The 24,610-nt window shown below is 58.5% G+C and carries 19 protein-coding genes; 11 read left to right on the top strand and 8 right to left on the bottom strand.

The genetic code is table 11. The features are described from left to right. Positions 1–904: 904 nt before the first annotated feature. The gene (gene glgB / locus RHM56_RS15375) at positions 905–3,127 is read left to right on the top strand and encodes a 1,4-alpha-glucan branching protein GlgB (protein ID WP_322233534.1); all 2,223 of its coding nucleotides are present in this window, start codon (positions 905–907) and stop codon (positions 3,125–3,127) included. A 161-nt stretch (positions 3,128–3,288) separates the two neighbouring features. Here glgB and RHM56_RS15370 read toward each other — a convergent pair whose 3' ends face one another. The 6 genes from RHM56_RS15370 to RHM56_RS15345 all read right to left on the bottom strand — a co-directional run bounded on the left by RHM56_RS15370 (position 3,289) and on the right by RHM56_RS15345 (position 11,490). Beyond that, positions 3,289–4,089: an endonuclease/exonuclease/phosphatase family protein gene (locus tag RHM56_RS15370; RefSeq protein ID WP_322233532.1), complete on the bottom strand. Its 801-nt coding sequence runs from the start codon at positions 4,087–4,089 to the stop codon at positions 3,289–3,291. Between the two features lie 139 nt (positions 4,090–4,228). Next, on the bottom strand, positions 4,229–6,385 hold the full coding sequence (gene glgX, locus RHM56_RS15365; protein ID WP_322233530.1) for a glycogen debranching protein GlgX: 2,157 nt from the start codon (positions 6,383–6,385) through the stop codon (positions 4,229–4,231). Positions 6,386–6,594: 209 nt separating this feature from the next. Next, entirely contained in the window at positions 6,595–6,843 is a 249-nt protein-coding gene (locus tag RHM56_RS15360; protein ID WP_322233528.1) for a DUF2934 domain-containing protein, read from the bottom strand. Between the two features lie 116 nt (positions 6,844–6,959). After that, a complete protein-coding gene (gene malQ / locus RHM56_RS15355; RefSeq protein ID WP_322233526.1) occupies positions 6,960–9,041 on the bottom strand; it encodes a 4-alpha-glucanotransferase in 2,082 nt (693 codons plus the stop codon). A 72-nt stretch (positions 9,042–9,113) separates the two neighbouring features. Beyond that, positions 9,114–10,676 (bottom strand): glycogen synthase GlgA, encoded by a 1,563-nt coding sequence (gene glgA, locus RHM56_RS15350; RefSeq protein WP_322233524.1) that lies wholly within the window; start codon positions 10,674–10,676, stop codon positions 9,114–9,116. A 367-nt stretch (positions 10,677–11,043) separates the two neighbouring features. Further along, a complete protein-coding gene (locus tag RHM56_RS15345) occupies positions 11,044–11,490 on the bottom strand; it encodes a DUF411 domain-containing protein (RefSeq protein WP_322233522.1) in 447 nt (148 codons plus the stop codon). Positions 11,491–11,639: 149 nt separating this feature from the next. Here RHM56_RS15345 and RHM56_RS15340 point away from each other — a divergent pair, with 149 nt between their 5' ends. Further along, on the top strand, positions 11,640–12,425 hold the full coding sequence (locus RHM56_RS15340) for a helix-turn-helix transcriptional regulator (protein WP_322233520.1): 786 nt from the start codon (positions 11,640–11,642) through the stop codon (positions 12,423–12,425). 84 nt (positions 12,426–12,509) lie between these two features. Then, positions 12,510–13,469 carry a zinc-binding alcohol dehydrogenase family protein gene (locus RHM56_RS15335; RefSeq protein ID WP_322233518.1) on the top strand — a complete coding sequence of 320 codons (960 nt, stop codon included), beginning with the start codon at positions 12,510–12,512 and terminating at the stop codon, positions 13,467–13,469. 245 nt (positions 13,470–13,714) lie between these two features. Here RHM56_RS15335 and RHM56_RS15330 read toward each other — a convergent pair whose 3' ends face one another. Continuing rightward, entirely contained in the window at positions 13,715–14,254 is a 540-nt protein-coding gene (locus tag RHM56_RS15330; protein WP_322233516.1) for a DUF4946 domain-containing protein, read from the bottom strand. A 228-nt stretch (positions 14,255–14,482) separates the two neighbouring features. On the opposite strand from RHM56_RS15330, the gene RHM56_RS15325 reads away from it, so the two are divergent. The 6 genes from RHM56_RS15325 (at position 14,483) to rfaD (ending at position 21,910) form a co-directional block, all read left to right on the top strand. Further along, positions 14,483–15,760 carry a serine/threonine transporter gene (locus RHM56_RS15325; RefSeq protein ID WP_322233514.1) on the top strand — a complete coding sequence of 426 codons (1,278 nt, stop codon included), beginning with the start codon at positions 14,483–14,485 and terminating at the stop codon, positions 15,758–15,760. Positions 15,761–15,921: 161 nt separating this feature from the next. Further along, positions 15,922–16,434 (top strand): sigma-70 family RNA polymerase sigma factor, encoded by a 513-nt coding sequence (locus RHM56_RS15320; RefSeq protein WP_322241788.1) that lies wholly within the window; start codon positions 15,922–15,924, stop codon positions 16,432–16,434. Positions 16,435–16,451: 17 nt separating this feature from the next. Beyond that, on the top strand, positions 16,452–17,426 hold the full coding sequence (locus RHM56_RS15315; RefSeq protein WP_322233512.1) for a FecR family protein: 975 nt from the start codon (positions 16,452–16,454) through the stop codon (positions 17,424–17,426). 131 nt (positions 17,427–17,557) lie between these two features. Beyond that, on the top strand, positions 17,558–20,011 hold the full coding sequence (locus RHM56_RS15310) for a TonB-dependent siderophore receptor (protein WP_322233510.1): 2,454 nt from the start codon (positions 17,558–17,560) through the stop codon (positions 20,009–20,011). 69 nt (positions 20,012–20,080) lie between these two features. Beyond that, positions 20,081–20,857, top strand: coding sequence for a class I SAM-dependent methyltransferase (locus tag RHM56_RS15305; RefSeq protein WP_322233508.1), 777 nt, complete (start codon positions 20,081–20,083; stop codon positions 20,855–20,857). A gap of 69 nt (positions 20,858–20,926) precedes the next feature. Next, a complete protein-coding gene (gene rfaD, locus RHM56_RS15300) occupies positions 20,927–21,910 on the top strand; it encodes an ADP-glyceromanno-heptose 6-epimerase (protein ID WP_322233506.1) in 984 nt (327 codons plus the stop codon). A 77-nt stretch (positions 21,911–21,987) separates the two neighbouring features. Here rfaD and tal read toward each other — a convergent pair whose 3' ends face one another. Continuing rightward, positions 21,988–22,911 carry a transaldolase gene (gene tal / locus RHM56_RS15295; protein WP_322233504.1) on the bottom strand — a complete coding sequence of 308 codons (924 nt, stop codon included), beginning with the start codon at positions 22,909–22,911 and terminating at the stop codon, positions 21,988–21,990. 309 nt (positions 22,912–23,220) lie between these two features. Here tal and RHM56_RS15290 point away from each other — a divergent pair, with 309 nt between their 5' ends. Further along, positions 23,221–23,889: a DUF3313 domain-containing protein gene (locus RHM56_RS15290; RefSeq protein ID WP_322233502.1), complete on the top strand. Its 669-nt coding sequence runs from the start codon at positions 23,221–23,223 to the stop codon at positions 23,887–23,889. A 136-nt stretch (positions 23,890–24,025) separates the two neighbouring features. After that, positions 24,026–24,526, top strand: a complete 501-nt coding sequence (gene tpx / locus RHM56_RS15285; protein WP_322233500.1) for a thiol peroxidase — start codon at positions 24,026–24,028, stop codon at positions 24,524–24,526. Positions 24,527–24,610: the final 84 nt, after the last annotated feature.

Here is a 24,610-nt window from a genome sequence, read left to right as displayed (position 1 = left end):
TAGAAACTGTGCAGAATACGTATTTTTTAGATTGATGTTCTTGGCGTTATTCATGTGCATGAATAGTTGTGGGGGAATAAGTTTGCAGAGTGTTGCGGGATGATTTCCTAAAAATAATTATGCCCAATGTATCGTTCATGTCGATAACTCCGTGTTTAAGTTTTGAGTCGATTAAAATAGTGGTGGTTTAATATATTTTTTAGTGTCTGTCAAAACTACCGTCATGCTGCGTGGGAAAAGTCATCGGTGTGCTGGGTCATCAGCCTACTATTTAATAGGCGGTTCGAGAGTGGTGGCTTCGATGTTGAGTGAGCTCCCAGTTTTAGAGGGCGTTGATAATTGTTTGTTATTTTTATATTTTTAATTGGGTGGATGTGTCCGGACTTTGTTGGATGTTGGGAGTAGCGTCAAGTTGGTTGTAGGTTTTGCCTGTCAGATAAAAATAATGGGCTATCACAATAAATGACGAACGGTGCTGCATGTGTAGTGATTGATTAAGAAAACATTGCTCACGTCGCTTCTTGATGAGTGGGCTCTATAGAACAGAATTAGACCTGTCACTATCAGTCAATATTGAAACCTTACTCTTCCCGTACCGACCGCTGATGCAGTGTGTGCACGCCTTTTGCATTGATACCTGTGGGCTGGATGTTCCTTTCTTGGACACGCCCTTGCCAGAGCCTTGGCTGATGAGAGGTACGTTGCAGATTGCACGGTTGCTGTACGAAAACAGTGCACGACTGCTGTGTGATGTTGACCGTTTGGTATCGGGCCAATCATCAAGCGATACAGATTGTCTGACACCAGCTAGTCTTGGGGCTGACTGCGAGTTGTAGGATACGGCTCAGTGGATGGCTGAAACGCGTGCAGCGTCATGCGTAACCTTTACCGTATGGAGAGCAGCATGGGTTCGAGCAAGCAGGCAGGTAGAGGTAAGGACTCGCTGTTACCTGACATTTTGAATGTTGCCGCGCTGGAAAGCGCTGAGCACCCGGACCCGTTTTCGGTGTTGGGTCCGCATGCGGACGGCGAGGGCGGGCAGTTTATCCGGGCTTTTTTACCCGGTGCGGTCGGTGTCGAGGTGTTGTCGCGTGAGGGTGGCGACGTGCTGGGCAGCCTTGAATCCACGCAAACCCCAGGCCTGTTTGTGGGGCATTTCGCTCATGTGCAACCGTACCGGTTGCAGGTGAATTGGGGTGACGTGCAGCAGGTCAGTGAAGACCCTTACAGTTTTGGTCCGCTGCTCGGTGAGATGGATTTGTATCTGTTTGCCGAAGGCAATCACCGTGACCTTAGCAGTTGCCTTGGCGCGCAACTGATGCACGTTGACGGGGTGCCAGGTGTGCGCTTTGCCGTGTGGGCACCGAATGCGCGGCGGGTGTCGGTGGTGGGCGGTTTCAATGGCTGGGACGGGCGTCGCCACCCGATGCGTTTGCGCCATCCTAGCGGGGTGTGGGAGCTGTTCATTCCGCGCTTGCAGGCCGGTGAAGCCTATAAATATGAAATTCTGAGCCCCGCAGGCATTCTGCCGCTCAAAGCCGACCCCATGGCGTTGTCGGCCCAATTGCCCCCCGACACCGCGTCAACCGTCGCCGCACCGTTGAATATCGACTGGCAGGACGCCGACTGGATGCACGCGCGCGCCGAGCGTCAACGTAAAGACGCGCCACTGTCCATTTATGAACTGCACGCAGGTTCCTGGCAGTGCGAGGTCGATGACATTGGCGACGTGCGTCAGTACAGCTGGAGCGAGCTGGCCGAGCGCTTGATCCCTTACGTGCAGCAACTGGGCTTCACTCATATCGAGTTGATGCCGATCATGGAGCATCCGTTTGGAGGCTCGTGGGGGTATCAGCCGCTGTCGCAGTTTGCGCCGACAGCCCGCTATGGTTCGCCGCAAGATTTCGCCGCCTTTGTTAACGCCTGCCATGTGGCCGGGATTGGCGTGATCCTCGACTGGGTGCCTGCGCACTTTCCCAATGACGCCCATGGTCTGGCCCAGTTCGACGGCACCGCGCTGTATGAATATGCCGATCCGCGAGAAGGCTTTCATCAAGACTGGAACACCTTGATCTACAACCTGGGGCGCACCGAAGTGCATGGTTTTATGCTGGCGTCGGCCCTGCATTGGCTCAAGCACTTCCACGTTGACGGCCTGCGGGTAGATGCGGTGGCGTCGATGTTGTACCGCGATTACTCGCGCAAGCCTGGCGAGTGGGTTCCTAACAAGCATGGCGGTCGTGAGAACCTCGAAGCGACCGAGTTTTTACGCCATCTTAATGACGTCGTTGCGCACGAAGTCCCGGGTGCGCTGGTGATCGCCGAAGAATCAACGGCCTGGCCGGGAGTCAGCCAAAGCACAGAGCAGGGCGGGCTTGGGTTCTCGTACAAATGGAACATGGGCTGGATGCACGACTCGCTGCACTATATCCAGCAAGATCCGGTGTACCGCGCTCACCATCACAACGAACTGAGCTTTGGCCTGGTATACGCCTGGAATGAGCATTTCATCCTGCCGATCTCCCACGACGAAGTGGTGCATGGCAAACACTCGCTGATCGACAAAATGCCCGGAGATCGTTGGCAAAAATTCGCCAACCTGCGGGCTTACTTGAGCTTCATGTGGGCTCATCCGGGCAAGAAATTGCTGTTTATGGGCTGCGAATTTGGCCAATGGCGTGAATGGAACCACGACCAGCAACTGGACTGGTATTTGCTGCAATACCCAGAGCACCGTGGTGTGCAAAAGCTGGTGAGCGACCTTAACCAACTGTACCGCGAAGAACCTGCACTGCATGAACAGGACGACGTGCCGCAAGGGTTCCAATGGTTGATTGGCGACGACGCCACCAACAGCGTCTTCGCCTGGTTGCGCTGGAGCAAAGCGGGCAAGCCAGTGTTGGTCGTGGCCAACTTCACCCCTGTGCCGCGAGAAGCGTACCGCGTAGGCGTACCTGTGGTCGGCACCTGGAATGAAGTGATCAACAGCGACGCCGGTATCTACTCGGGCTCCAACTACGGGAATGGTGGGGGAGTTGCCACCGAACAACACGCGAGCCATGGGCAAGACGTCTCACTGGCATTGAATCTGCCACCGTTGGGGGTGTTGATATTGAGGCCGGAATAACTGAAATATCAATTTCTTTGTAGTCGCTGAGGAGCGGAGCGAGGCTGCGATTGGGGACGCAGTCCTCGCAAATCCGGACATTGCGATTGCTTGGTTTAGCGGCTGCTTCGCAGCCGATCACAGCCTCGCTGCGCTCCTCAGCGGCTACAGGGTTGAGGCTTTTACACATGCACCTCAACCGCCAATGGCAAATGATCCGACAAATGCGTCCAAGGCTTATTCCCCAAAATAGTCGGGTTCTGCGCCGTCGCATTGCGCAAATAGATCCGGTCCAGCCGCAACAACGGCCAACGCGCCGGGTAAGTCTTGGCCAACTGCCCGTGATGGCGCTCAAACACCTCATGCAAATCATCACGCTGAGACAGCGCCGCATTGCCCTGCAATTTCCAGTCATTGAAATCACCGGCAATAATCACCGGCTCATTTGGCGGCAAGGACTTGAGCAATTGATGCAGCAGCACAATCTGCAACTGCCGATGACTTTCCAGCAAACTCAAATGCACACAAATCGCATGCACGTTCTCATGCCCCGGCACGTCCAGCTCGCAATGCAACAGCCCACGCCGCTCCGGCCCGGTAATCGAAACATCAAGATTGCGCGACGACTTGATCGGGTATTTGGACAACAACGCATTGCCGTGATGCCCTTGCGGATACACGGCATTACGGCCGTAGGCAAAGTCGCTCCACATGCTGTCAGCCAGGAATTCGTATTGTGAAGTTTTTGGCCATTCTTCGTAGCGCGAGGCATGTTTCTCATGCTCGCCGAGCACTTCTTGCAGAAACACCAAGTCTGCCGAGGTGCTGCGAACGGCTTCGCGCAGTTCCGGCAGGATGAAACGGCGGTTCAAGGCGGTAAACCCTTTGTGGGTGTTGACCGTCAGTACCTTGATTCGGTGTACGGCAGGCGCCGTTGTGGGCGCCGCAGGTGTGCGAGTGTTACCGACAACATCAATGGTCATGGTCGCTCCTGTCCTTTAGGCGGCATGCCTCATGCCGCTGAGGTGTTTATAGCCCAGCGGTATGGGGGCGTAATTGATGTTTATCAATACCGGTGGCGTCAACCACGCCTGTGTCTGGAACGGGCGTGGCTGGCCATTTTTACGAGGCCGCAGATTGCAGTTCGAGCAGCACCAATGAGCGACCGGTCACGCTGTAAGGCGTTTTGAACGCCAGGTGTTGCGGGCCTTTGATCGCCGGATCGGTGGTGTCGAGCTTGCACGACCAACTGACCCCGTGCGCCACTTCAGGCAAGGTGAAATCAATGTCGTCGTGGCCCGCGTTGATGAGGATCAGCAGCGTGGCATCGACCCCGGAACGCTGTACCCCGGAGACTTGCGCGCGACCATCGAGCAGCATGCCCAGAGAGCGGTTTTGCGGGTCTTGCCACTGCTCGGTGCTCATCTCACTGCCATCTGCGGTGAGCCAGGTCACGTCCTTGACCCCGGGCGTGCTTTCGCTGTGCCCAACCAGAAACAGCCCGCGGCGCAAGATGGGGTACTGCAGGCGCAACTTGATCAGGCGTTTGACAAAGGCCAGCAGCGATTTGCCGGGCTTGTCCAGCGCCCAGTGGACCCAGCCGATTTCGCTGTCCTGGCAGTACGCGTTGTTGTTGCCGTGTTGGGTTCGAGCGAACTCGTCGCCTGCTACCAGCATCGGCGTGCCTTGGGCCAGCAGCAGGGTGGCCATGAAATTGCGCATCTGGCGCTGACGCAACGCATTGATCTGCGGGTCGTCAGTCGGGCCTTCAACGCCATGGTTCCACGACAGGTTGTTGTTGCTGCCGTCCTGGTTGTTTTCGTCGTTGGCTTCGTTGTGTTTGTCGTTGTAGGACACCAGGTCGTTCAACGTAAAACCGTCATGCGCGGTAATGAAATTGACCGAGGTATAAGGCCGTCGCCCGCGTCGGTTGAACAGGTCGGCAGAGGCGGTCATGCGTCCGGCGAATTCGGCCAATTGGCCTTCGTCGCCTTTCCAGAAGGCCCGCACGTTGTCGCGGAAGCGATCATTCCACTCGGCCCAGCCGGGCGGAAAACCTCCGACCTGATAGCCGCCGGGACCGCAGTCCCAAGGTTCGGCGATCATCTTGATCTGACGCAACAGCGGGTCTTGGCGGCAGGCCACCAAAAAGCTGTGGCGCTCGTCAAAACCATCGTGGTAACGCCCCAGAATGGTCGCCAGATCGAAGCGGAAACCGTCGACGTGCATTTCGTGGGCCCAATAGCGCAGCGAGTCGGTGACCATCTGCAACACGCACGGGTGACTCAGGTCCAGGGTGTTGCCGGTGCCTGAATCGTTGATGTAAAAGCGCTTGTTGTCGGGCATCAGTCGGTAGTACGAGGCGTTGTCGATGCCGCGCATGGACAGGGTCGGGCCTTGTTCGTTGCCCTCGGCGGTGTGGTTGTAGACCACGTCAAGGATCACTTCGAGCCCGGCTTCGTGCAGGTGCGCGACCATTTCCTTGAACTCGGCAATTTTGCCGCTGGCCAGGTAACGCGGATCGGGGGCGAAAAAGCCGATGCTGTTATAGCCCCAGTAGTTGGTCATGCCTTTTTGCAACAGGTGTTGGTCGTTGACGAAGGCGTGTATCGGTAGCAGTTCAACGCTGGTGACGCCCAGGGTTCGAATGTGTTCGATCACGTCGTCGACCATCAACCCGGCAAACGTCCCGCGCACGGCTTCGGGGACTGCCGGGTGGCGCATGCTGATGCCGCGCACATGGGTCTCATAGAAGATCGTGCGTTCCCACGGCACGCTGACGCGATGGTCATGGCCCCAGGTATGGGCCGGGTCGATGACTTTGCACTTGGGCACAAACGGCGCACTGTCGCGTTCGTCAAAACTCAGGTCGGCGTCCGGGTGACCGATGGTGTAGCCAAACAGGGCTTCGGACCATTTGAGTTCGCCCACCAATTGCTTGGCGTAAGGGTCGATGAGCAATTTATGGTGGTTGAAGCGATGGCCGTTTTCGGGGTCGTACGGGCCGTAAACGCGATAGCCATAGATCTGCCCCGGATGCGCGTCGGGCAGGTAGCCATGGAAGGTTTCGTCGGTGTATTCGGGCAGCTCGATGCGCTCCAGTTCCACCTCGCCTGTGCTGTCGAACAGGCACAGCTCGACCTTGGTGGCGTTGGCCGAAAACAGGGCAAAGTTGACGCCCAATCCGTCCCAGGTTGCGCCCAGCGGAAAGGGCAGACCTTCGCGAATGCGCGAGTGCTCGGCAGTGGCGGCATCGGGTGCTGAAGGGCTCTTGCTCATAGTCGCTCCTGCTGAATGGAAGAGTACAGCCATCGTTGAGATACCTCGTAGCAGTTGCCGAGCTACGCGAGGCTACGTCCGGCAACGCATTCGTCATAAACCGGCTGTGGCAACCTTGCAGACAAATAAGGTGCTTCGTCTTTACGATCGCTACGCAATCGGACGTAGCCTCGCTTAGCTCGGCAACTGCTACGGGGTTTGTGTGTCTTTCATGACGCTGGTTTGCGTGGGGCGCGGGGCTTTTTCTCGGCGGGTTCTTTTGGCTTGGGCGCCGCCTTGGGCTTTGCCGCGGCCTTGGGCTTGGCTACTTTAGGCTCGGCCTTGGTCGGTGCCAGTGCTTCAGCCTGGGCCAGTTTGTGAGCCATTTCCCAGTGCCGTGCTTGCTGGCCCTCGGGTTTGCCTTCGGATTCCCAGATTTGGTAGGCGAACTCACGTATGCGCTTATCGTCGTTACTCATGGCAATTGCTCCTGACGCTAGGGTGGATGGATCGGCAGTTACAGAAAGCGCTGAAAAATCCTTTTTAAATTGCAATGACATCCGCTCCGCGGCCGTTCAATCCTCGTGTTACGTCATTACCGATCTCGCTCATGGGCCTGCAAACGTGCGCAGGCCAGTAATTCGAAACGTCGTGTGGCGTCAATTGCGTCCAGCAGGGCGCTGCAATCGCCCGGTAAACGGCGGCACCAGTTAGGGTGGCCGCTGACGGTGCCCGGCAGGTTGGCCTGTTCTACAAGGCCCAGCGCATCTTCGATGGGCAGCAGAACCAGAGGGGCCCGGGTATGGCCAAGAAAGCGAATGCTCGCGTCCAGGGTCGGGGCGCTGCCTTGGGTTTCTTCCTGAAAATTTTGCGGGTCCTGACGCAAGGCTCGGTCCAGCCCCTCGCACTCGCGGTGACGATTTTCACGCCAGCGGTTGGCGGTGACCGGGTCGATCAGGTTGAGGTCTTCGTTCCAGTCAATATCGCGGCCCTGCAGCCAGCCGGTGAGCGTCGGCAGGTCATGGGTGCTGGTGGTGGCCAGGGCGTCGTCCGGCCACGCCAGAATGGGCTTGAAGTGGGCGCCGAAATCCTGCTCAAACAACAGCACGCGAATACCGAGAATGGCCCGCTCGCTGAGTTTTTCACGCAGGCCGTCAGGCACGGTGCCCAGGTCTTCTCCGAGCACGATGGCTTGATGGCGCACCGATTCCAGCGCGACCAGGCGCAGCAGGTCATCCACCGGGTAATACAAGTACGCGCCTTCGTTGGAAGGGGCGCCCAAAGGGATCACCCACAAGCGTTGCAACCCCAGTACATGATCGATGCGCAGGCCGCCGGCGTGGGCAAAGTTGGCTCGCAGCATTTCGATAAAGGCGCGGAAGCCGTTCCGTTTCAAGCCTTCGGGTGAGAACGCCGAAATGCCCCAGCCTTGGCCTGCGCGATTGAGCTGATCGGGCGGAGCACCCACGGTCAGCTGCGCCAGCAGTTCGTCTTGTCGGCACCAGGCCTGACTGCCCGCGCCATCGGCGCCCACGGCCAGGTCGGCGATCAAACCAATGGCCATGCCGCTGCCTCGGGCGGTGGTTTGTGCCCGGTCCAGGCAGCGTGCGATCAACCACTGACAGAACGCGTAATAAGCGATGAGGTGCGCGTGTTCTTCGGCGAAGTGCAACAGAGCCGGGCTGTCCGGATTGCGCAGTTGCTCGGGCCACTCGCGCCAGTCGAGGCTGCGCTGCTCGGCCGCACTGACGGCTTGCAGGGCTTCGAAACGGCAGTGGTTTTCCAGCGCTTCGCCGCCCAGATCGCGGAACCGCTGGAAGTCGCTCATGAGCGCTGAGTCCTCGTCGACAAAGTCTTCGTAGAGTTGGCGCAGCAAGGTCTGTTTGGCGCGGGTGGCGGCTGGCCAGTCGATCAATGGCAGCGCTTGCAGGCGCTGCAACTCATCTCGCAGACCGGTGGTTTCAATGGCCCGATCAAGCGCATCGCCTCCCAGAATGCTCGAAGGCTCGGCATACACGCTGTTGAGAAACAGACGGCTAGAGGGTGAGTACGGGCTGTAGTGTTGCGGCGCGCTGCTGAACATGGCGTGCACCGGGCTGATGGCCAGTGCATCGGCGCCGCGTTCACCGGCGGCCCGGAGCAAGGTTTCCAGTGCGCGGGTATCACCAAAACCACCATCGCCGTCACGGCGCAACGAGTAGAGCTGCACGCCGAGCCCCCACGCTCGCGGCGCAGATTGCTGCAACGCGTCGCCAATGCTGAAACATTTGGCGGGTGCGACCGCGAGGGTGAAGTGTTGATCCTCAATCTGTACCCGGTGATAGCCGATGGGGATCATGCCCGGCAGCATGGCGTCTGCATCAAGCTGGATCTCCAGTGATTCACCGTTTTCCAGGTGTACCTTGCTCTGGCTGTGGGAGTGGAAATAGCGTGACAGGTCCAGCGCCTTGCCCACGTCAGCGGTGAGCAATGGCGGCAAGCGCTTGTTTTGTTGCTCCAGTTGCAAGTTGAGCAGACTGGTTTCGATGGCTTCGGCGCTGTCGGCCGGTAACCCCAAACCGGCCAGGATGGCCTCCAGCACGTGTTGCGCGACTCTTTGTGGTTGGCCGTTGGCATCGATCCAGTCAACGGCCAAACCGGCTCGGCCGGCGAGTATTTCCAATTGCGCTTCGCTCATTGGCGGGCTCCCTAAGTGGCTGGCGAGTAGCTATTGAACGTCAGGCAAATCCGCGTGCTGTGGTACTGACAACTAGGTAGAGCGCACTCTTGATTGGGCGACCAGCCGCTCGTAAAGCTCGGCGTAGGGTTCAACCGCCTTGCACCAATTGAAGGGCGCTGCCATGGCACGGCACCGCATGGCATTGAACAGGCCGGGGTAGGCAAACACCTTGAAGGCACGGGTCAGCGCCTGGGTGTAACTCTCAACCGTGGATTCGTCGAACAAAAAGCCCGTCACGCCATTCTCGATGGTGTCGGCCAGGCCGCCGGTGTTGCGCGCCACCGGCAATGAGCCGAAGCGCTGGGCGTACATTTGGCTCAGGCCGCAGGGTTCATAGCGCGAAGGCATCAGCAAAAAGTCACTGCCTGCGAACATGCGCCGGGCATCGGTTTCATTGAAGCCAATGCGCGTGCCGATTTGGCCGGGGAAACGCAGGGCCAGATCACGCATGGCCTGTTCTTCTTCCGGCTCGCCACGACCAATGATGCAAATCTGCCCCCCGCGATTAACGATGAATTCGGCGACGCCTTGGGTCAGGTCCAGGCCTTTTTGATACACCAGCCGCGAAACCACTGCGAACAAAGGCCCCTTGGACGGCTTGAGGCCAAACAGATTGCGGACATGCTCGGCATTTCGGGCCTTGCCTTCCCAATCGCCGATGCTGAACGGCGCGACCAGATGCGGGTCGGTTGAGGCTTCCCAGGTGTCGTCGATGCCGTTGGGAATACCGCTGAGCAGACCTTGCTGGGTTTTGCTGGCCAAAAAGCCATCCAGCCCGCAGCCAAAGTCCGGGGTGGTGATTTCAGCCGCATACGTCGCGCTGACCGTCGTGATGTGGCTGGCGTAGGCCATGCCCGCCTTGAGGAACGATAACTTGCCGTAAAACTCCATGCCGTCCTGTTGCAGGGCGTGGGGCGGCACCCCCAGTTCCGGGCAACTGGCCCGGCTGAACACGCCCTGATACGCCAGGTTGTGAATGGTGAACAGGGTGGGCGTGCGTTGGCCGCGCCAGTGCATGTAAGCCGGGGCCAGGCCGGCGGGCCAGTCGTGCGCGTGAACCAGATCGGGCTGCCAATGAATCTGCGCCAGATTGGCCGCCATGTCGGCGGCGGCCAGGCCCAGGCGGGCGAAGCGAATATGGTTGTCTGGCCAGTCGCGGCCGTTATTCGCGCCGTAAGGCGTGCCCTCGCGTTCGTACAGTTCAGGGCAGATCAGCACATAGATGACCAGCCCGTCTTTCAAATCCATGCGCCCGATTTTGCAAGGGGGCAGGGCGGCATGCCCGCCCAGCTCACCGATGATATGAATCGGGTTGTCGCTGTTGAGCACCTGCCGATAGCCGGGAATCAGTACGCGTACGTCATGCAGGTGATGCATGGCCCGCGGCAGGGCCGCCGAGACGTCGCCCAGGCCGCCGGTTTTAACCAGGTCAGCCAGCTCGGAGGTGACAAACAGCACTTTCTTTTTGTTCGGATTGGCACTCGCGACCGGCAGCGCTGCCTTGCCTGCAGGCGCCAGCCCGGGCAGGGCTATCGAGGGCGTGGCTTGCAGGTTTAGCCGTTCATCTTGATGTGGGGCAGCAGCACTGTTCATGACTCTCTCCCTTTCTATTTATTGAACTGCCAATGGCCCCCATGGCCAGTAAGCCACCCCCTTCCTGATCGGCAAAGTCACCGATGGCGTGAATGCTCAAGAGGTGAAAAAGGCGTAGCAAGGAATGCACCAAATGTGCGGTCGCTGTGAGAAGTTGACCTGTCTTAGCGACTGAAGGTTCGCTTTACTGAATACGACACTTTTGTGTCGTGCATGCGACAGCGTTGAGTGTAGGAGAGATGTTGAAAGGTGGTAGGCAGGATGAGTAATTGTCTGACAAGAGGACGACAGACGGGTTTTGCAGGGCCAAGGCAACGCAGAGCCAGGTGACTCTGCGCTGTTTTTCGCACTGTTTTGGTGCGTTGTGTTAGTGGCCCGGGTATTCGGCGATGACTTCTTCTCGGCCGTCGTTGCGCAGACCTATCACCTGGAAGGCGTCTTTGCGGTCGCCCATTTCCATGCCTGGCGAGCCCATCGGCATGCCCGGCACGGCGATGCCTTTCAGGTCGTTGCGTTTGCTCAAAGCAATCACTTGCTCGGCAGGCACGTGGCCTTCTACAAATTTGCCGTTGATCACTGCGGTGTGGCACGAGGCCAGGCGCGGGGCAACACCGAGCTGGCGTTTGACGCTGCTCATGTCGTCTTCGACATGGTCGTTCACCTTGATGCCATTGGCTTGCAGGTGTGAGATCCAGGCTTTGCAGCAGCCACAGTTGGCATCGCGGTGCACGTCCATGGTCAGTTGTTCCGCCGCGTTGGCGAAACAGGAAAGCAGGAGGGTAGAGAGCGCCAGAACGCGTAACGGGCTTTTCATGAATGACCTCTTAAAGAAAATAACCAAGCCTGAACGACAGGGACTGTCAGGCAACTGAAGGAAAGATGACAGTTTTGTCAGGTGGGGACACTTTTGGTGTAAACAAGCTCAGGTAACATAAGCACTCACTTTTCTCACGCGGACTGCCCATGGCCCTTGCCGCCCCGCCTGATCTGTCTGACTCCGCCGTGCCGGTGCAACCCTTGGCGCGAACCTACCCGCGTGGTTTGTACATTGAGCCGCATCAGCATGAGTGGGGCCAGTTGTTGTACGCGGTGAGCGGGGTGATGTGGGTCGACACCCCGAATGAAGCCCTGGCCGTGCCACCGCAACGGGCGGTGTGGCTGCCACCGGGCGTGCCGCATGGGATTCGTGTGGTGTCGGACTTGCAAATGCGCAACCTCTATTTGCCGCAGACCACGGCCAGCACGCTGGACAGTACGGTGCAGGTGCTGGAGGTCGGGCGCTTGTTGCGTGAGCTGATTATTAACCTGGTGGAGCAAACCGACGAGCAAGCGGTTTACCGCCAAGCGTTGCTGAGCTTGACGTTGCTGGAGCTACAGCGCGCCCGTCGCACCGTGCTCAAGGTGCCACTGCCTGACACCTCGGATCGACGCTTGCTGAGTGTGTGCCAGTCAGTCATGGCCAACCCGACCCTGGACATTGCCTTTGAGCAACATGCCGAGAACGCCGGGGCCAGCGTGCGCACCCTGGCGCGTCTGTTTCAGGGCGCGTTGGGCATGGGCTTTGCCCGGTGGCGGCGGCAGGTGCAACTGGCGACCTCGGCCGCCGAGTTGATCCAGGGCGTGTCGGTCAGCCAGATCGCCCGCTCACTGGGGTATTCGCCCAGCAGTTTCAGCGACATGTTCCGCCGCGAGTTGGGCGTGAGTCCTTCTTTATATGGACAGGCTCAAGCACCCGGTGCTGCACTCTGACCGATAGGCAGAAGGCTTTGGCCGGTACTGGCCGCTTATCGGCCATAGACTGAGTGCCTCTCACTGTCCCTTAGAGGGTTGAACATGAAGGCTCTGCAATTTTCCAAAACCGGTGATCTGGCGGCGCTGACGGTGGTTGAACGGCCAACGCCGACCCCGGCTGCGGGCGAGGTGCTGGTGCACGTCAAAGCGGCGGGCTTGAACCCCAGCGACGTGAAAAACGTGCTGGGGCGTTTTCCTTACACCACGTTGCCGCGCATTCCGGGCCGGGATTTTGCCGGGGTGGTGGTCGACGGGCCAAGCGCATTGATCGGGCAAGCAGTCTGGGGCACCGGCAAGGACCTGGGTTTTTATCGCGATGGCTCCCACGCAGGCTATTTGACCTTGCCAGCCGAAGGCGTTGCGCAAAAGCCCGAGGCGTTGAGCTTTGTGCAGGCGGCGAGCCTGGGCGTGCCATACACCACGGCCTGGGACGCTTTGCAGCGCACTGGCGTTACAGCTGGAACCCGCCTGCTGGTGATCGGTGCCAACGGCGCTGTCGGTTCGGCGGCGGTTGCGCTGGCTAACGTGCTGGGCGCCCGCGTACTGGCGGCTGTTCGCCGCCCTGAACAGGCCCTTTTGCTACGCGAGCAAGGGGTTGACGTCATCGTTCTGGAGCAGCCCGACGCCTTGGCTGGCGAGGTCAACGCTGTGTTCTCGGGTGGAGCAGAGGTGATCTTTGACACCACCGGCCACTGGGTGCCAGCCGCAGTACCGGCATTGGCGGTGTTTGGTCGGCTGGCCATCATTGCCGCACCACTGGACGGCCATGTGCAACTGCCTGCCTTGGCGTTGTACCGCAAGGGCGGCTCCGTGGTGGGGGTTAACAGCCTGCTGTACAGCAGCGCAGAGTGCGCGCGCATGCTCAACCAGTTTGGGCAGTACTTTGATCAGGGATTACTGCCATTGCCGCGCGATCTGCAAGAAAGCCCGCTGGTCGAAGGGTTGCACTGTTATGCGCAGGTCAATGACGGCTCAAGCACCAAAGTGGTGCTGATTCCTTAAACGTCACATGGTGGGAGATGCCGCAGATCTATGGCGCGCGCAAATCTCGTAGCAGTTGCCGAGCACCGCGAGGCTACGTCCGGCTGCGCAGCAGTCGTAAAACCAAGCACTGCGGGGTATCAGTTGCACCCTGCACTTAGGGTTTACGATCGCTTCGCCATCGGACGTAGCCTCGCGGTGCTCGGCAACTGCTACGAAATCGGTTTGCTATACACCCTAGAACGCCCACGTGAGTTATGGGTCGTTTACTGAGCCGTTTCGCCCAGCCGCAAGCTGGCGCGAATACCCTGAACTTCCGCTTGGTTGGCTTTGTACCCATCGGCCGGGCCAGCGTAGGACAGGGCGTAAGCGCTGCTGCCCTGAGTGGCGGCTACCAGCGTCTGGGTGATCACGTGGTTGCCGTTCTGGGTGATCTTGCAGGTGGTTTCCAACGCTTTCAGACCGCCCAGCGTGCTGTCGTGAATTTTGTTACAGGCACTTTGATACCCGTCTTTGGCGAAGGTTTGCTGCAAGGTCTTGCGCATTTGCAGCAACACCGCCTCCATGTTCACCTGATGCTCAGGCGCCAGGGTCGACTGTGTCAGTTCCATGACCATCTGCGGATCGCCATTGGCGTCGTTTTTCACTGCTCGCTGGCGCTGGATGCTGTTGTCTTGCGCAGGCGGCACAGCCTGAACTTCCCAGCCGCCCGGCCAGGTAATCACTAAACCTTCGGCATTGGCGACAGGCAGTGACAGGGCAAGCAACAGGCCGGCAAATGCGGTGTAACGGTGCGAAACGGTCATGGGTCATCAGGCCTTTAGCGCAATCTTCGAATGGGGATAGTGTATCAATAGGTGTCAAAGTCTTGCTTTACCGTGAGCAATCATTTTCACCATTCCTCAGCTAAACCTTTGCTTCTTATGTCTAATCCCGGACAATCGCGCCCCTCTTATGGCTGGGGCGTGGTCAGTAAGGTGTGTTTTGTCCGCCCCGGCCGCGTGGTAACGACCGGCTAGCGGAGATTTGACCGGATGAATGACCAGGCTAACAGCGTCGATGAACGCTTTGACGCGGCCCCTGCGACCCTCAGTCGCTGGGACCGACACGACACTACCTGGATGCTGGGCCTGTTCGGCACAGCCATTGGCGCAGGTACTTTGTTTTTGCCCATCAACGCAGGCATTGGCGGCTTTTGGCCGTTATTGATTCTGGCGCTGCTGGCATTCCCGATGACCTTTTATGCACACCGCGGCCTGACCCGCTTTGTGCTCTCCGGTCGCGACGGCTCCGACATCACGGATGTGGTTGAAGAGCATTTCGGCCTCACTGCCGGGGCGTTGATCACGCTGCTGTATTTCTGCGCGATTTTCCCGATCCTGCTGATTTACAGCGTGGCGCTGACCAATACGGTCGGCAGTTTCATGCTCAACCAGTTGCACATCACGCCACCGCCACGGGTCATTCTGTCGCTGGTGCTGATCCTTGGCCTGCTGGCCGTGGTGCGTTGCGGCGAGCAAGTGATCGTCAAGGCCATGAGCATGATGGTCTACCCGTTTATCGTCGCGTTGCTGTTTTTGGCAGTGTTCCTAATTCCGCACTGGAATGGCGGCATTCTGACCACCGCCAGTACCTTTCCTGAGCCCTCGGCGTTGTTGCACACCGTGTGGCTGGCGATTCCGGTGATGGTGTTCTCGTTTAACCACTCGCCGATCATTTCGGCCTTTGCCGTGGACCAGAAGCGCCGTTATGGCGTCAATGCCGATGCGCGCAGTTCGCAGATCCTGTCGCGCGCGCATGTGCTGATGGTGGTGATGGTGCTGTTCTTCGTCTTCAGCTGTGTGCTCACGCTGTCGCCTGAGCAACTGGCTGAAGCCAAGGCGCAGAACCTGTCGATCCTGTCGTACCTGGCCAACCACTTCAGCAACCCGACCATTGCTTTTGCCGCGCCGGTGATTGCATTCGTGGCGATTGCCAAGTCATTCCTGGGGCACTACATCGGCGCCAGTGAAGGCCTTAAAGGCCTGGTGCTGAAAACCGGCAAGCGCCCGGCCAGCAAAACCCTCGACCGCCTGACGGCTGCGTTCATGCTGCTGGTGTGCTGGGCTGTGGCCACGCTCAACCCAAGCATTCTGCGGATGATCGAAAGCTTCGGCGGCCCGGTGATTGCGGCCATCCTGTTCCTGATGCCGATGTATGCGATTCGCCGCGTGCCCGCCATGCGTCAGTACTCGGGGCGCATTTCCAACGTGTTTGTCACAGTTGTTGGCCTGGTGGCGATTTCGTCGCTGGTCTACTCGCTGATCCCTTGATGCACCGCCTGTCGCTGCCGTTCTGCGCAGCGACAGGCAGATGATTGCCCCTAGCAAGCCGTTGCAGGCTTGAGTCTGGTGAATACTGCGAATATGATTGCGACCCATTCCTATTCGCAGTTTATTCCCAGCACGCACCGAGGGTTCCCGTGTCGTCATCACTGCCCACCCCATCGTTGTTGCACGCCGACGTCCATACCCTGTACAGCGACCACCATCACTGGCTGGTGAATTGGCTGCGACGGCGCCTGCGCAATACCGAGAATGCGGCTGACATGGCGCAGGACACTTTCCTGTATGTGCTGGGTAAACCCGAACAAGTGGCGCAACTGCGCGAGCCGCGTGCCTGGCTGAGCAGCATCGCCAAAGGCTTGTTGATTGACCGTTATCGTCGTCAGCAGGTTGAGCAGGCTTATCTGGACGCGCTCGCGCATCTGCCCGAACGGGACATGCCTTCGCCTGAAGAGCGTCTGATCTTGCTCGAAACCCTGACCCGCATTGATGCCTTGCTCGACGGCTTAACACCCAAGGTGCGCAGCGCTTTTCTGCTTTCACGGCTTGAAGGCCTGGGCTATCAGGCGATTGCCGAACACCTCGGGGTCAGCGTGAGTTCGGTTGAAAAGTACATGGCCACGGCCATCCGCCATTGTTTTTTGGCGCGAAACGCACAGTGAGCGGGGTTAACTGACCGATGCCGGCTTCTATTGAGTTCTCATCCGAGGTGCTTGATGTGGCGATTGACTGGTTGGTGAAAACCCAATCAGGCGCCGCCGATCCCCGCGTGCATGCGGCCTGCCAGCAATGGCGCGCCGCCAATGCCAGCCATGAGGCGGCCTGGCAAGCGCTGCAAGTCACCGAATCGACCTTTCGCCAGGCCTCGTTGCTGCCGGGGCGTGTGGCGCTTGACACCTTGTCGGGCAGTGGTCGCCTGCGTTCGCGGCGCCAGGCCCTCAAAGTGCTCGGGTTGGGGGTGTTGGGCGCCGGGGCGGCTGGCCTGGTGTGGCAGCAGCAACCCTGGCGCACGTTCGGCGCCGATTACGCGACAGCCGTGGGTGAGCGCCGCTTGTTCAACCTGGCTGACGGCACGCGCCTGCAACTCAATACCGACAGTGCTGCTGATGTGCTGTTCAGTGCGCAACAGCGGCTGATTGTGCTGCGTGAGGGGGAGGTTTTTATCCGCACTGGCCAAGACCCCGAGGCTGTTGCCGGGCGCCGACCGTTTTGGGTACAGACCCGAGAGGCGCGTTTGCAGGCCATTGGCACTGCTTTTGACGTGCGCCAGGAAGCAGGCCGCACCCGGTTGATGGTTGAAGAGGGCGTGGTGGCCATTCATCTGCCGGCTGCACAGCCGGTGCTGGTGCAGGCGGGCAATGAATACCTGATCGACACCCGGTCGGCCCGGTTGCAGCCATCCCCGGCGCTGTACGCCAGCAGCTGGGCCCGTGGCGCGTTGGTGGCCAAACACATGCGCTTGCAAGACTTGGCCGCCGAATTGTCACGCTATCGCCATGGGTGGGTGCTGTGCGATCCGAGCGTGAGTGAGTTGCGCGTCTCAGGGGTGTTTCAGCTGGACCAGATTGACCCTGCGCTGGAAGGCTTGAGCCAGTCACTGCCCGTGCGGATAGAGCGCAGAACGCGTTTTTGGACTCGGATAGTGGCCGCTTGACCCATACCCGCCAACTCCCCCAGATGTCTATAAAACGCATCAAACACGAATAATTCTCAAATTTCTTTGCGGGTTTTTGGGTGTCCTTCGACAAATAGGCATAAGACCTTTTAATTGCAGGAGCCAGACCCATGTCCCGTGTCGTTCGTCCTCTTTCTTTGCCCTCGCGCAGCCGCCTGGCCATCGCCATGCAGGCTGTTTTGCTGGGCGGTGCTGTGCTGGCAGCTGCGCAACCGTTTTCGTTGAGCGTGGCCGCGCCCCTCAGCGCACAACGCAGCTTCGATGTGCCCGCCAGCAATCTGGAAGAAGCGCTCAATCACTTCGCCCAGCAGGCCAACATCTCGCTGCCTTACGACCCGGCACTGGTCAGAAACAAACAGGCTGGGGCCCTCAAAGGGCGCTTTGATGTGGCGCAAGCGCTGCAGCAACTGCTTCAGGGCAGCGGCTTGACCGCCACCGAAGGCGCGAATGGGGTTTGGACGTTATACCCGCTGACGTCCAACGCCGAGGGCAAGTTGCAACTGCAAGCCACCAGTGTGACGGGGCTGGCGTTGAGCGCCACCACTGAAGGCAGCCATTCCTACACCACCGGCGAAGCCAGCACGGCAACCAAATTGCCGCTTTCGCTGCGTGAAACGCCACAGTCGGTCACGGTCATTACGCGTCAGCAAATGACTGATCAGGGGCTGGGCAGCATCGCTCAAGTCATGGAGCAGACGCCGGGCATTACTGTGATGCACGACGACAGCGAGCGTTACAACTTCTACTCCCGTGGTTTCACCCTCGATAACTTCCAGTACGACGGTGTGCCGACATCGGACTTCACCACCAACACCAACGGCCTGGGCATGCGCGACATGGCCATTTATGACCGGGTAGAGGTGGTGCGGGGCGCAACCGGTTTGATGAGCGGCGTAGGCAGCCCGTCCGGGGCCGTGAATCTGGTGCGCAAACGCCCGACCAAAGAGTTTCAGGGCTATGTGTCAGGCAGTGGCGGGTCGTGGGACCGCTATCGCAGCGAAGTTGATGTGTCTGGCCCGTTCACTGAAAACGGTTCGGTGCGCGGTCGTGTGGTGGCGGCCCGTGAAGACGGGCGCTCCTTTATTGATCGTTACTCGTCGATTAAAGATGTGTTCTACGCCATCGGCGAAGCGGATGTGACCGACGATACGACCTTGTACGCCGGGATCGACTACCAACAGATAAATTCCAACGGCTCAAGTTTTGGCCAATTGCCGCTGTACTACAGCGATGGCAGCCGAACGCACTTCAAACGTTCGATGAACCCGGCAGCCAAGTGGGCGTATGCCGACAGTGAAAGCACCAAATACTTCGCCGGGGTCGAGCAACGTTTCGACAACGACTGGCTGCTCAAAGTCGAAGCCAGCCACTGGAAGGGCCACACCGACCAGTTGCAGGGCAACATTGTGGGCTGGGGGCCTTTCCCGGACAAAACCACGGGTGAAGCGCAGTTCATGAGCGGGACCAAAACCTTCGAGATCAACACCGATACCCTGGACGCTTACGCCACCGGGCCATTCGAGTTGCTGGGGCGCAGTCACGAACTGGTGCTGGGGGTTAACGTCAGCAATCGTCGCACCGACTACCTGGCCGAGAACGCTGACGATGTCACCATCAACTATCAGAACTGGAACAATGATGTGCCGCGCCCAACCGACTTGAGCCAAGGTCTGAAGCAGCGCTACAAGACCAAAGAATCAGCGGTTTACGGGGCCTTGCGCCTCAAGCCGACCGATGATTTGTCGGTGATCGTGGGCACGCGCGTGGTCGACTACGACCGCAAAGGGGCGATGACCTACAACGCGGCGCAAACAACGCCTGAGACCGATAACGCGAAGAAAACCGGCAAGCTGATCCCTTACGCGGGCATCGTCTACGACTTGAACGAAAACCACTCGGTCTATGCCAGTTACACCGACATTTTCACCCCGCAGAGCTATTTTGACCGCAACGACAAAGCCCTCGCCCCGATGACCGGCAAAAGCTATGAGGCGGGCTTCAAGTCGGAGTATTTCGGCGGCGCGCTGAACACCAGTTTTGCGGTGTTCCTGATCAAGCAGGACAACTACGCCGAATACGATGGCGAGCGCGATAACGGTCAGGACGCCTACAAGGCCATCGATGGCACTAAAACCAAGGGTTTCGAAGCCGAAATATCCGGCGAAGTTGCACGCGGCTGGCAGTTGCTGGCGGGCTACACCTACGCCCAGCCACGGGACAAGGACGGCAAGCGAATCAACAGCAACTACCCCGAGCAATTGTTCAAGCTGGCCACCAGCTACCAACTCGACGGCGACCTTAAAGACCTGACTGTGGGCGGTAACGTGTCGTGGCAAGGTTCGACCTACAGCGAACTCGACTCATCGATCAAAGCTGACGCCAAGGAGGGCAGTTTCGCTGTCGTCGGGCTGATGGCGCGCTACGACATCAGCCAAAACCTCAGTGCCACCGTCAACCTCAATAACGTCTTCGACCGTGAGTACCTCAGCGGCTATGGTTTGTACTCGACCTATTACTACGGCGATCCGCGCAATCTGATGCTGGGCATGAAGTACAGTTTCTGACGAGAGTTTCACCCCGCACTGGACGCGAGTCGGCTATGGTTGAACAACCTTTCGAAACGGAGGCTGACCATGAGCGACGCAAAAATCCATCATTCAGCGGCTGAGGGCTATGCGCAGGGCGCCGACACGTATGTGCGTGGGCGCCCCGATTACCCGCCCCAAGTGGGCACATGGCTGTCCGACACATTGGGCCTCAAACCCGGCCTGACGGTTCTGGAACTGGGGGCGGGCACCGGCAAGTTCACCCCGCGCCTGTTGCAGACGGGCGCGCGGGTGATCGTGGTCGAGCCGGTGCAGGCCATGCTCGATAAACTGTCGACCGCTTACCCCGAAGTCGAAGCCCATCAAGGCACGGCACAGGCCATTCCCTTGGCGGATGCGAGTGTCGACGTGGTGCTTTGCGCGCAGGCCTTTCACTGGTTTGCCAACCCTGCGGCGTTGGCCGACATCCATCGTGTGCTGAAACCGGGTGGACACCTGGGGTTGATCTGGAACCTGCGCGATGCCAGCGTGCCATGGGTGCAGAAACTCGACGCACTGGTCAATCAATGGGAGGGCGATGCGCCGCGCTTTTACACCGGCGCCTGGCGTCAGGCGTTCCCGTTTGACGGTTTTGGCCCCTTGCAGCCGCAACAGTTCAGCCAGTCGCACACCGGGTCGGTCGAGGACGTGATCTTCAACCGTGTGCGCTCAACCAGTTTCATCTCGGCATTGGCACCGGCCGAGCGTGAGCAGGTCGAGCAGCAACTGCGCGCGTTCGTCGCCTCAGAAAGCACGTTGAATCACGGGGGTGAAGTCAGCGTGCCGTATATCACCTCAGCGTTTGTGACCGTCAAGCAGGCATGACCCACATCAATGCACAGGCCCGCAAGGGGCATAGCCTGACGTTTTAAAGGTTTCAGGAGGTGGTCTGGGATGAGCATCATCGTGACGGGGGCTGCCGGGTTTATCGGCAGCAACCTGATAAAGGCACTTAACCGACGCGGCGAGCGCGACATCATTGCCGTGGATGACCTGACTGACGGCGACAAGAGCCGCAACCTCTCGGATTGTGACATTGCCGATTACGTCGACAAGCGCGAGTTTGTTCAACTGTTTGCCGAGCGTCAGTTGGGCGAGGTGCAGGCTGTGCTGCATCAGGGCGCGTGCTCCAGCACGGTGGAAAGTGACGGGCGATTGATGATGGACAACAACTATCGCTACAGCTGCGATGTGTTGCGAGCCTGTCAGGATCAGTCGATTCCTTTGCTGTATGCCTCATCGGCGGCTGTTTACGGCGCCAACCGGGACTTTCGTATCGCCCGTGAGTGCGAGCGGCCGCTGAATGTGTACGCCTACTCCAAGTTCTTGTTTGACCAGCGCGTGCGCCGTTTGCTGCCCAGCGTTCGCAGCCAGGTGGTGGGGCTGCGCTACTTCAATGTCTACGGCCCGCGTGAGCAACACAAAGGACGAATGGCGTCGATGGTCTGGCATTGTTTTAATCAATACCGCGCCCGTGGCTATGTTGAGTTGTTTGGTGAATACGGCGGCTGCTCGGCGGGCGAGCATCTGCGCGACTTTGTGTCGGTGGACGATGTGGTCAAGGTCAACCTGCACTGGCTGGACAACCCTCAAGTCAGCGGTATTTTCAACGTAGGCACGGGGCAGGCCCGTTCGTTTAATGAACTGGCGCTGGCGACGATTAACAGCGTGCGTGCTGCTGAGCATCGGCCATTGCTGACCCGAGAAACTGCCCTGCTTGAAGGCGTGTTGCGCTATTGCGAATTCCCGGAAGGGCTCAAGCACAAATATCAGGTTTACACCTGCGCGGACCTGAATGTGCTGCGCGAGGCGGGTTACGACGAACCGATGTTAAGCCTAGAGGAGGGCGTCGCGCGTTATTGCCAGGCACTGCTGTAGGCGCAGGCGTGTCTCACGATCTTTGAATGTTTAAAAGATCGCGAGATACGCTCGTTTCTACAGACGGAGTCTGGGCATTACTGACCTGACAACAACGCCTCAAGTTTCTCTTGGTCGCGGGCGAATTGACGAATGCCCTCGGCCAGTTTCTCGGTCGCCATGGCGTCTTCGTTCGAAGCCCAGCGGAACTGCGCTTCGTTCAGGATCAAGCGCGGTTCGCCGGTTTTGCCCGGGCTCAATTTACGCTCCAGCGTGCCTTCGTCCAGTGCCAGTTTTTCCAGCAGGTCCGGGCTGATGGTCAGGCGGTCGCAGCCAGCCAGTTGCTCAATCTGGTTGAGGTTGCGGAAGCTGGCACCCATGACCACGGTGTTGTAGTCATTGGTCTTGTAGTAGTTGTAGATGCGGGTCACGGACTGCACACCCGGATCATCAGAACCGGTGTAATCAATGCCGGTGGACTTCTTGTACCAGTCGTAAATCCGGCCCACGAACGGCGAAATCAAAAACACCCCGGCATCGGCGCAGGCGGCGGCCTGGGCAAACGAGAACAGCAAGGTCAGGTTGGTTTGAATCCCGGCTTTTTCCAGCTTCTCGGCAGCGCGGATACCTTCCCAGGTCGAGGCCAGCTTGATCAGCACGCGGTCGCGGCCTACGCCAGCCTTGTCATACAGCTCGATCAACTGATTGGCTTTTTGCAGCAGGGCCGGTTCGTCAAATGACAGGCGGGCGTCGACTTCGGTCGAAATACGGCCCGGGATGACCTTCAAGATACCGCTACCTACCGACACGGCGAACAGATCGCAGGCCAGGCCAACGTCACCCTTGGCGTGGGTGATGGCGTTTTTCAGCAGGTCGGCATAACCAGGCAGTGCGGTAGCCTTGAGCAGCAGAGATGGGTTGGTGGTGGCATCAACGGGTTTGAGACGGGTAATGGCGTCGAGGTCGCCGGTGTCTGCGACCACGGTGGTGAACTGCTTGAGTTGTTCCAGCTTGGAAGTCATGAGCGTCTCTGTCTTAAAGGTATTAATGGCTGTACTGATGGAGTGCGATGTTGATTGAAAGTTCGTTAAGCGGTAGCTGGCAGAATGCCGTTGATCACCTGTTGAGTGCAACCAATGGTGCAGATTTAATCTTCATGACGCACGCGCAGCCCAAGATTGGACGCGCGCTATAAACACCGTTGCCAAACGGTGTGAGCAATGGATCACCGTAACGCTTGAATAAACGATGGTCGGGCGGTGTTTTACACAAAATTAGCTATAACTAAAGTTCCGTGAATCAACGGTTGCGCTGCTTACAGGAATTAACTAATGAAGCTTGGTCTCATGATCGGTACGTTGTGTATCGCCTCGATTGGGGTGGTCGGCTGTGCCAGCAAGGTTCAGCAACCGGATGAATACTCCGGATTCTTAAAAGATTACAGCCGGCTCAAAGAGGCCAAGTCGCCTTCCGGCGCCGAAGTCATGCGCTGGGTCGATCCCAAACTGAACGCCAAAAAATACACCAGTGTCTATGTTGAGCCAAGCCAGCTGTATCCGGCGCCGAAACCGACAGACAAAATCCCGCAAAGCACCTTGACCGCCATTACCCACTATTACGACCAGGCACTGAAACGCGAGATAAGCAAGTCGTTGCCACTGGCCAGCGGCCCGGGGCCCGGCGTGATTGTGGTGCGCCCGGCGATTACCGCCGTCAGCAGTAAAACCGAAGGCCTGGCGCCTTATGAGTACATTCCCGTGGCACTGGTGGTAGCGGCCGTGAGCACGGCTTCGGGGATCCGCGATCAGGAAACCCAACTGGCTACCGAAGCGGTATTTATCGACGGGCAAAGCCAGGATGTGATCGCGCAGGTGGTGCGCAAAGGCACCGGCAAACCGCTGAGCAACGACAGCCAGGTCATGAAGGCCGATGACGTCAAAGCTGTGATCGATGGCTGGGCGTCGGATATGCATCAGTCGTTTCTGAAGATGAGGCAGTAGTCGACTCAATGCTTCTTTAGGGGGTGAGCTTGGCCCGGAATATCTTAATGACAATTTATGCACAGGGCGTAGGTCGTCTGCGGGATTCGTGTTTAACTTCTGCCTCTTCAAAAACTGTCAAAAAAGGACATCGTTCATGGCTCAAGTGACGCTTAAAGGCAACCCTGTTCAAGTCAACGGCGAGCTGCCAGCGGTAGGCTCCAAGGCGCCAGCGTTTTCGCTGGTTGCGGGTAATTTGTCCGATACAACATTGGCCAGCTTTGCTGGTAAGCGCAAAGTGCTGAACATCTTCCCAAGCGTTGATACCCCGACGTGCGCAACGTCCGTGCGCAAGTTCAACGCCGAGGCCAATAACCTGCCGAACACCGTCGTGCTGAACATTTCGGCTGACCTGCCATTTGCCCAAGCGCGTTTCTGCGGTGCAGAAGGCCTGGAAAACGTACAGAACCTGTCGACCCTGCGTGGCCGTGAGTTCCTCGAAAACTACGGCGTAGCAATCGCTGATGGTCCGTTGGCTGGCCTGGCTGCTCGCGCTGTTGTCGTGCTGGACGAAAACGACAACGTACTGCACAGCGAACTGGTTAAAGAAATCGCTGAAGAACCAAACTACGAAGCAGCGCTGGCTGTTTTGAAGTAAGCCCTGCGCAACACTCAAAACGGCCTGGCATTGAATGCCAGGCCGTTTTTATTTGCAAAGACGAAAACCGTTTTGAGTGCTTTC

The sequence above is a fragment of the Pseudomonas sp. CCC3.1 genome, assembly GCF_034347405.1.
Lineage (GTDB): Bacteria > Pseudomonadota > Gammaproteobacteria > Pseudomonadales > Pseudomonadaceae > Aquipseudomonas.
The sequence above is the reverse complement of the archived record's forward strand: the minus strand, read 5'-3'. Positions and strand labels throughout refer to the sequence as shown.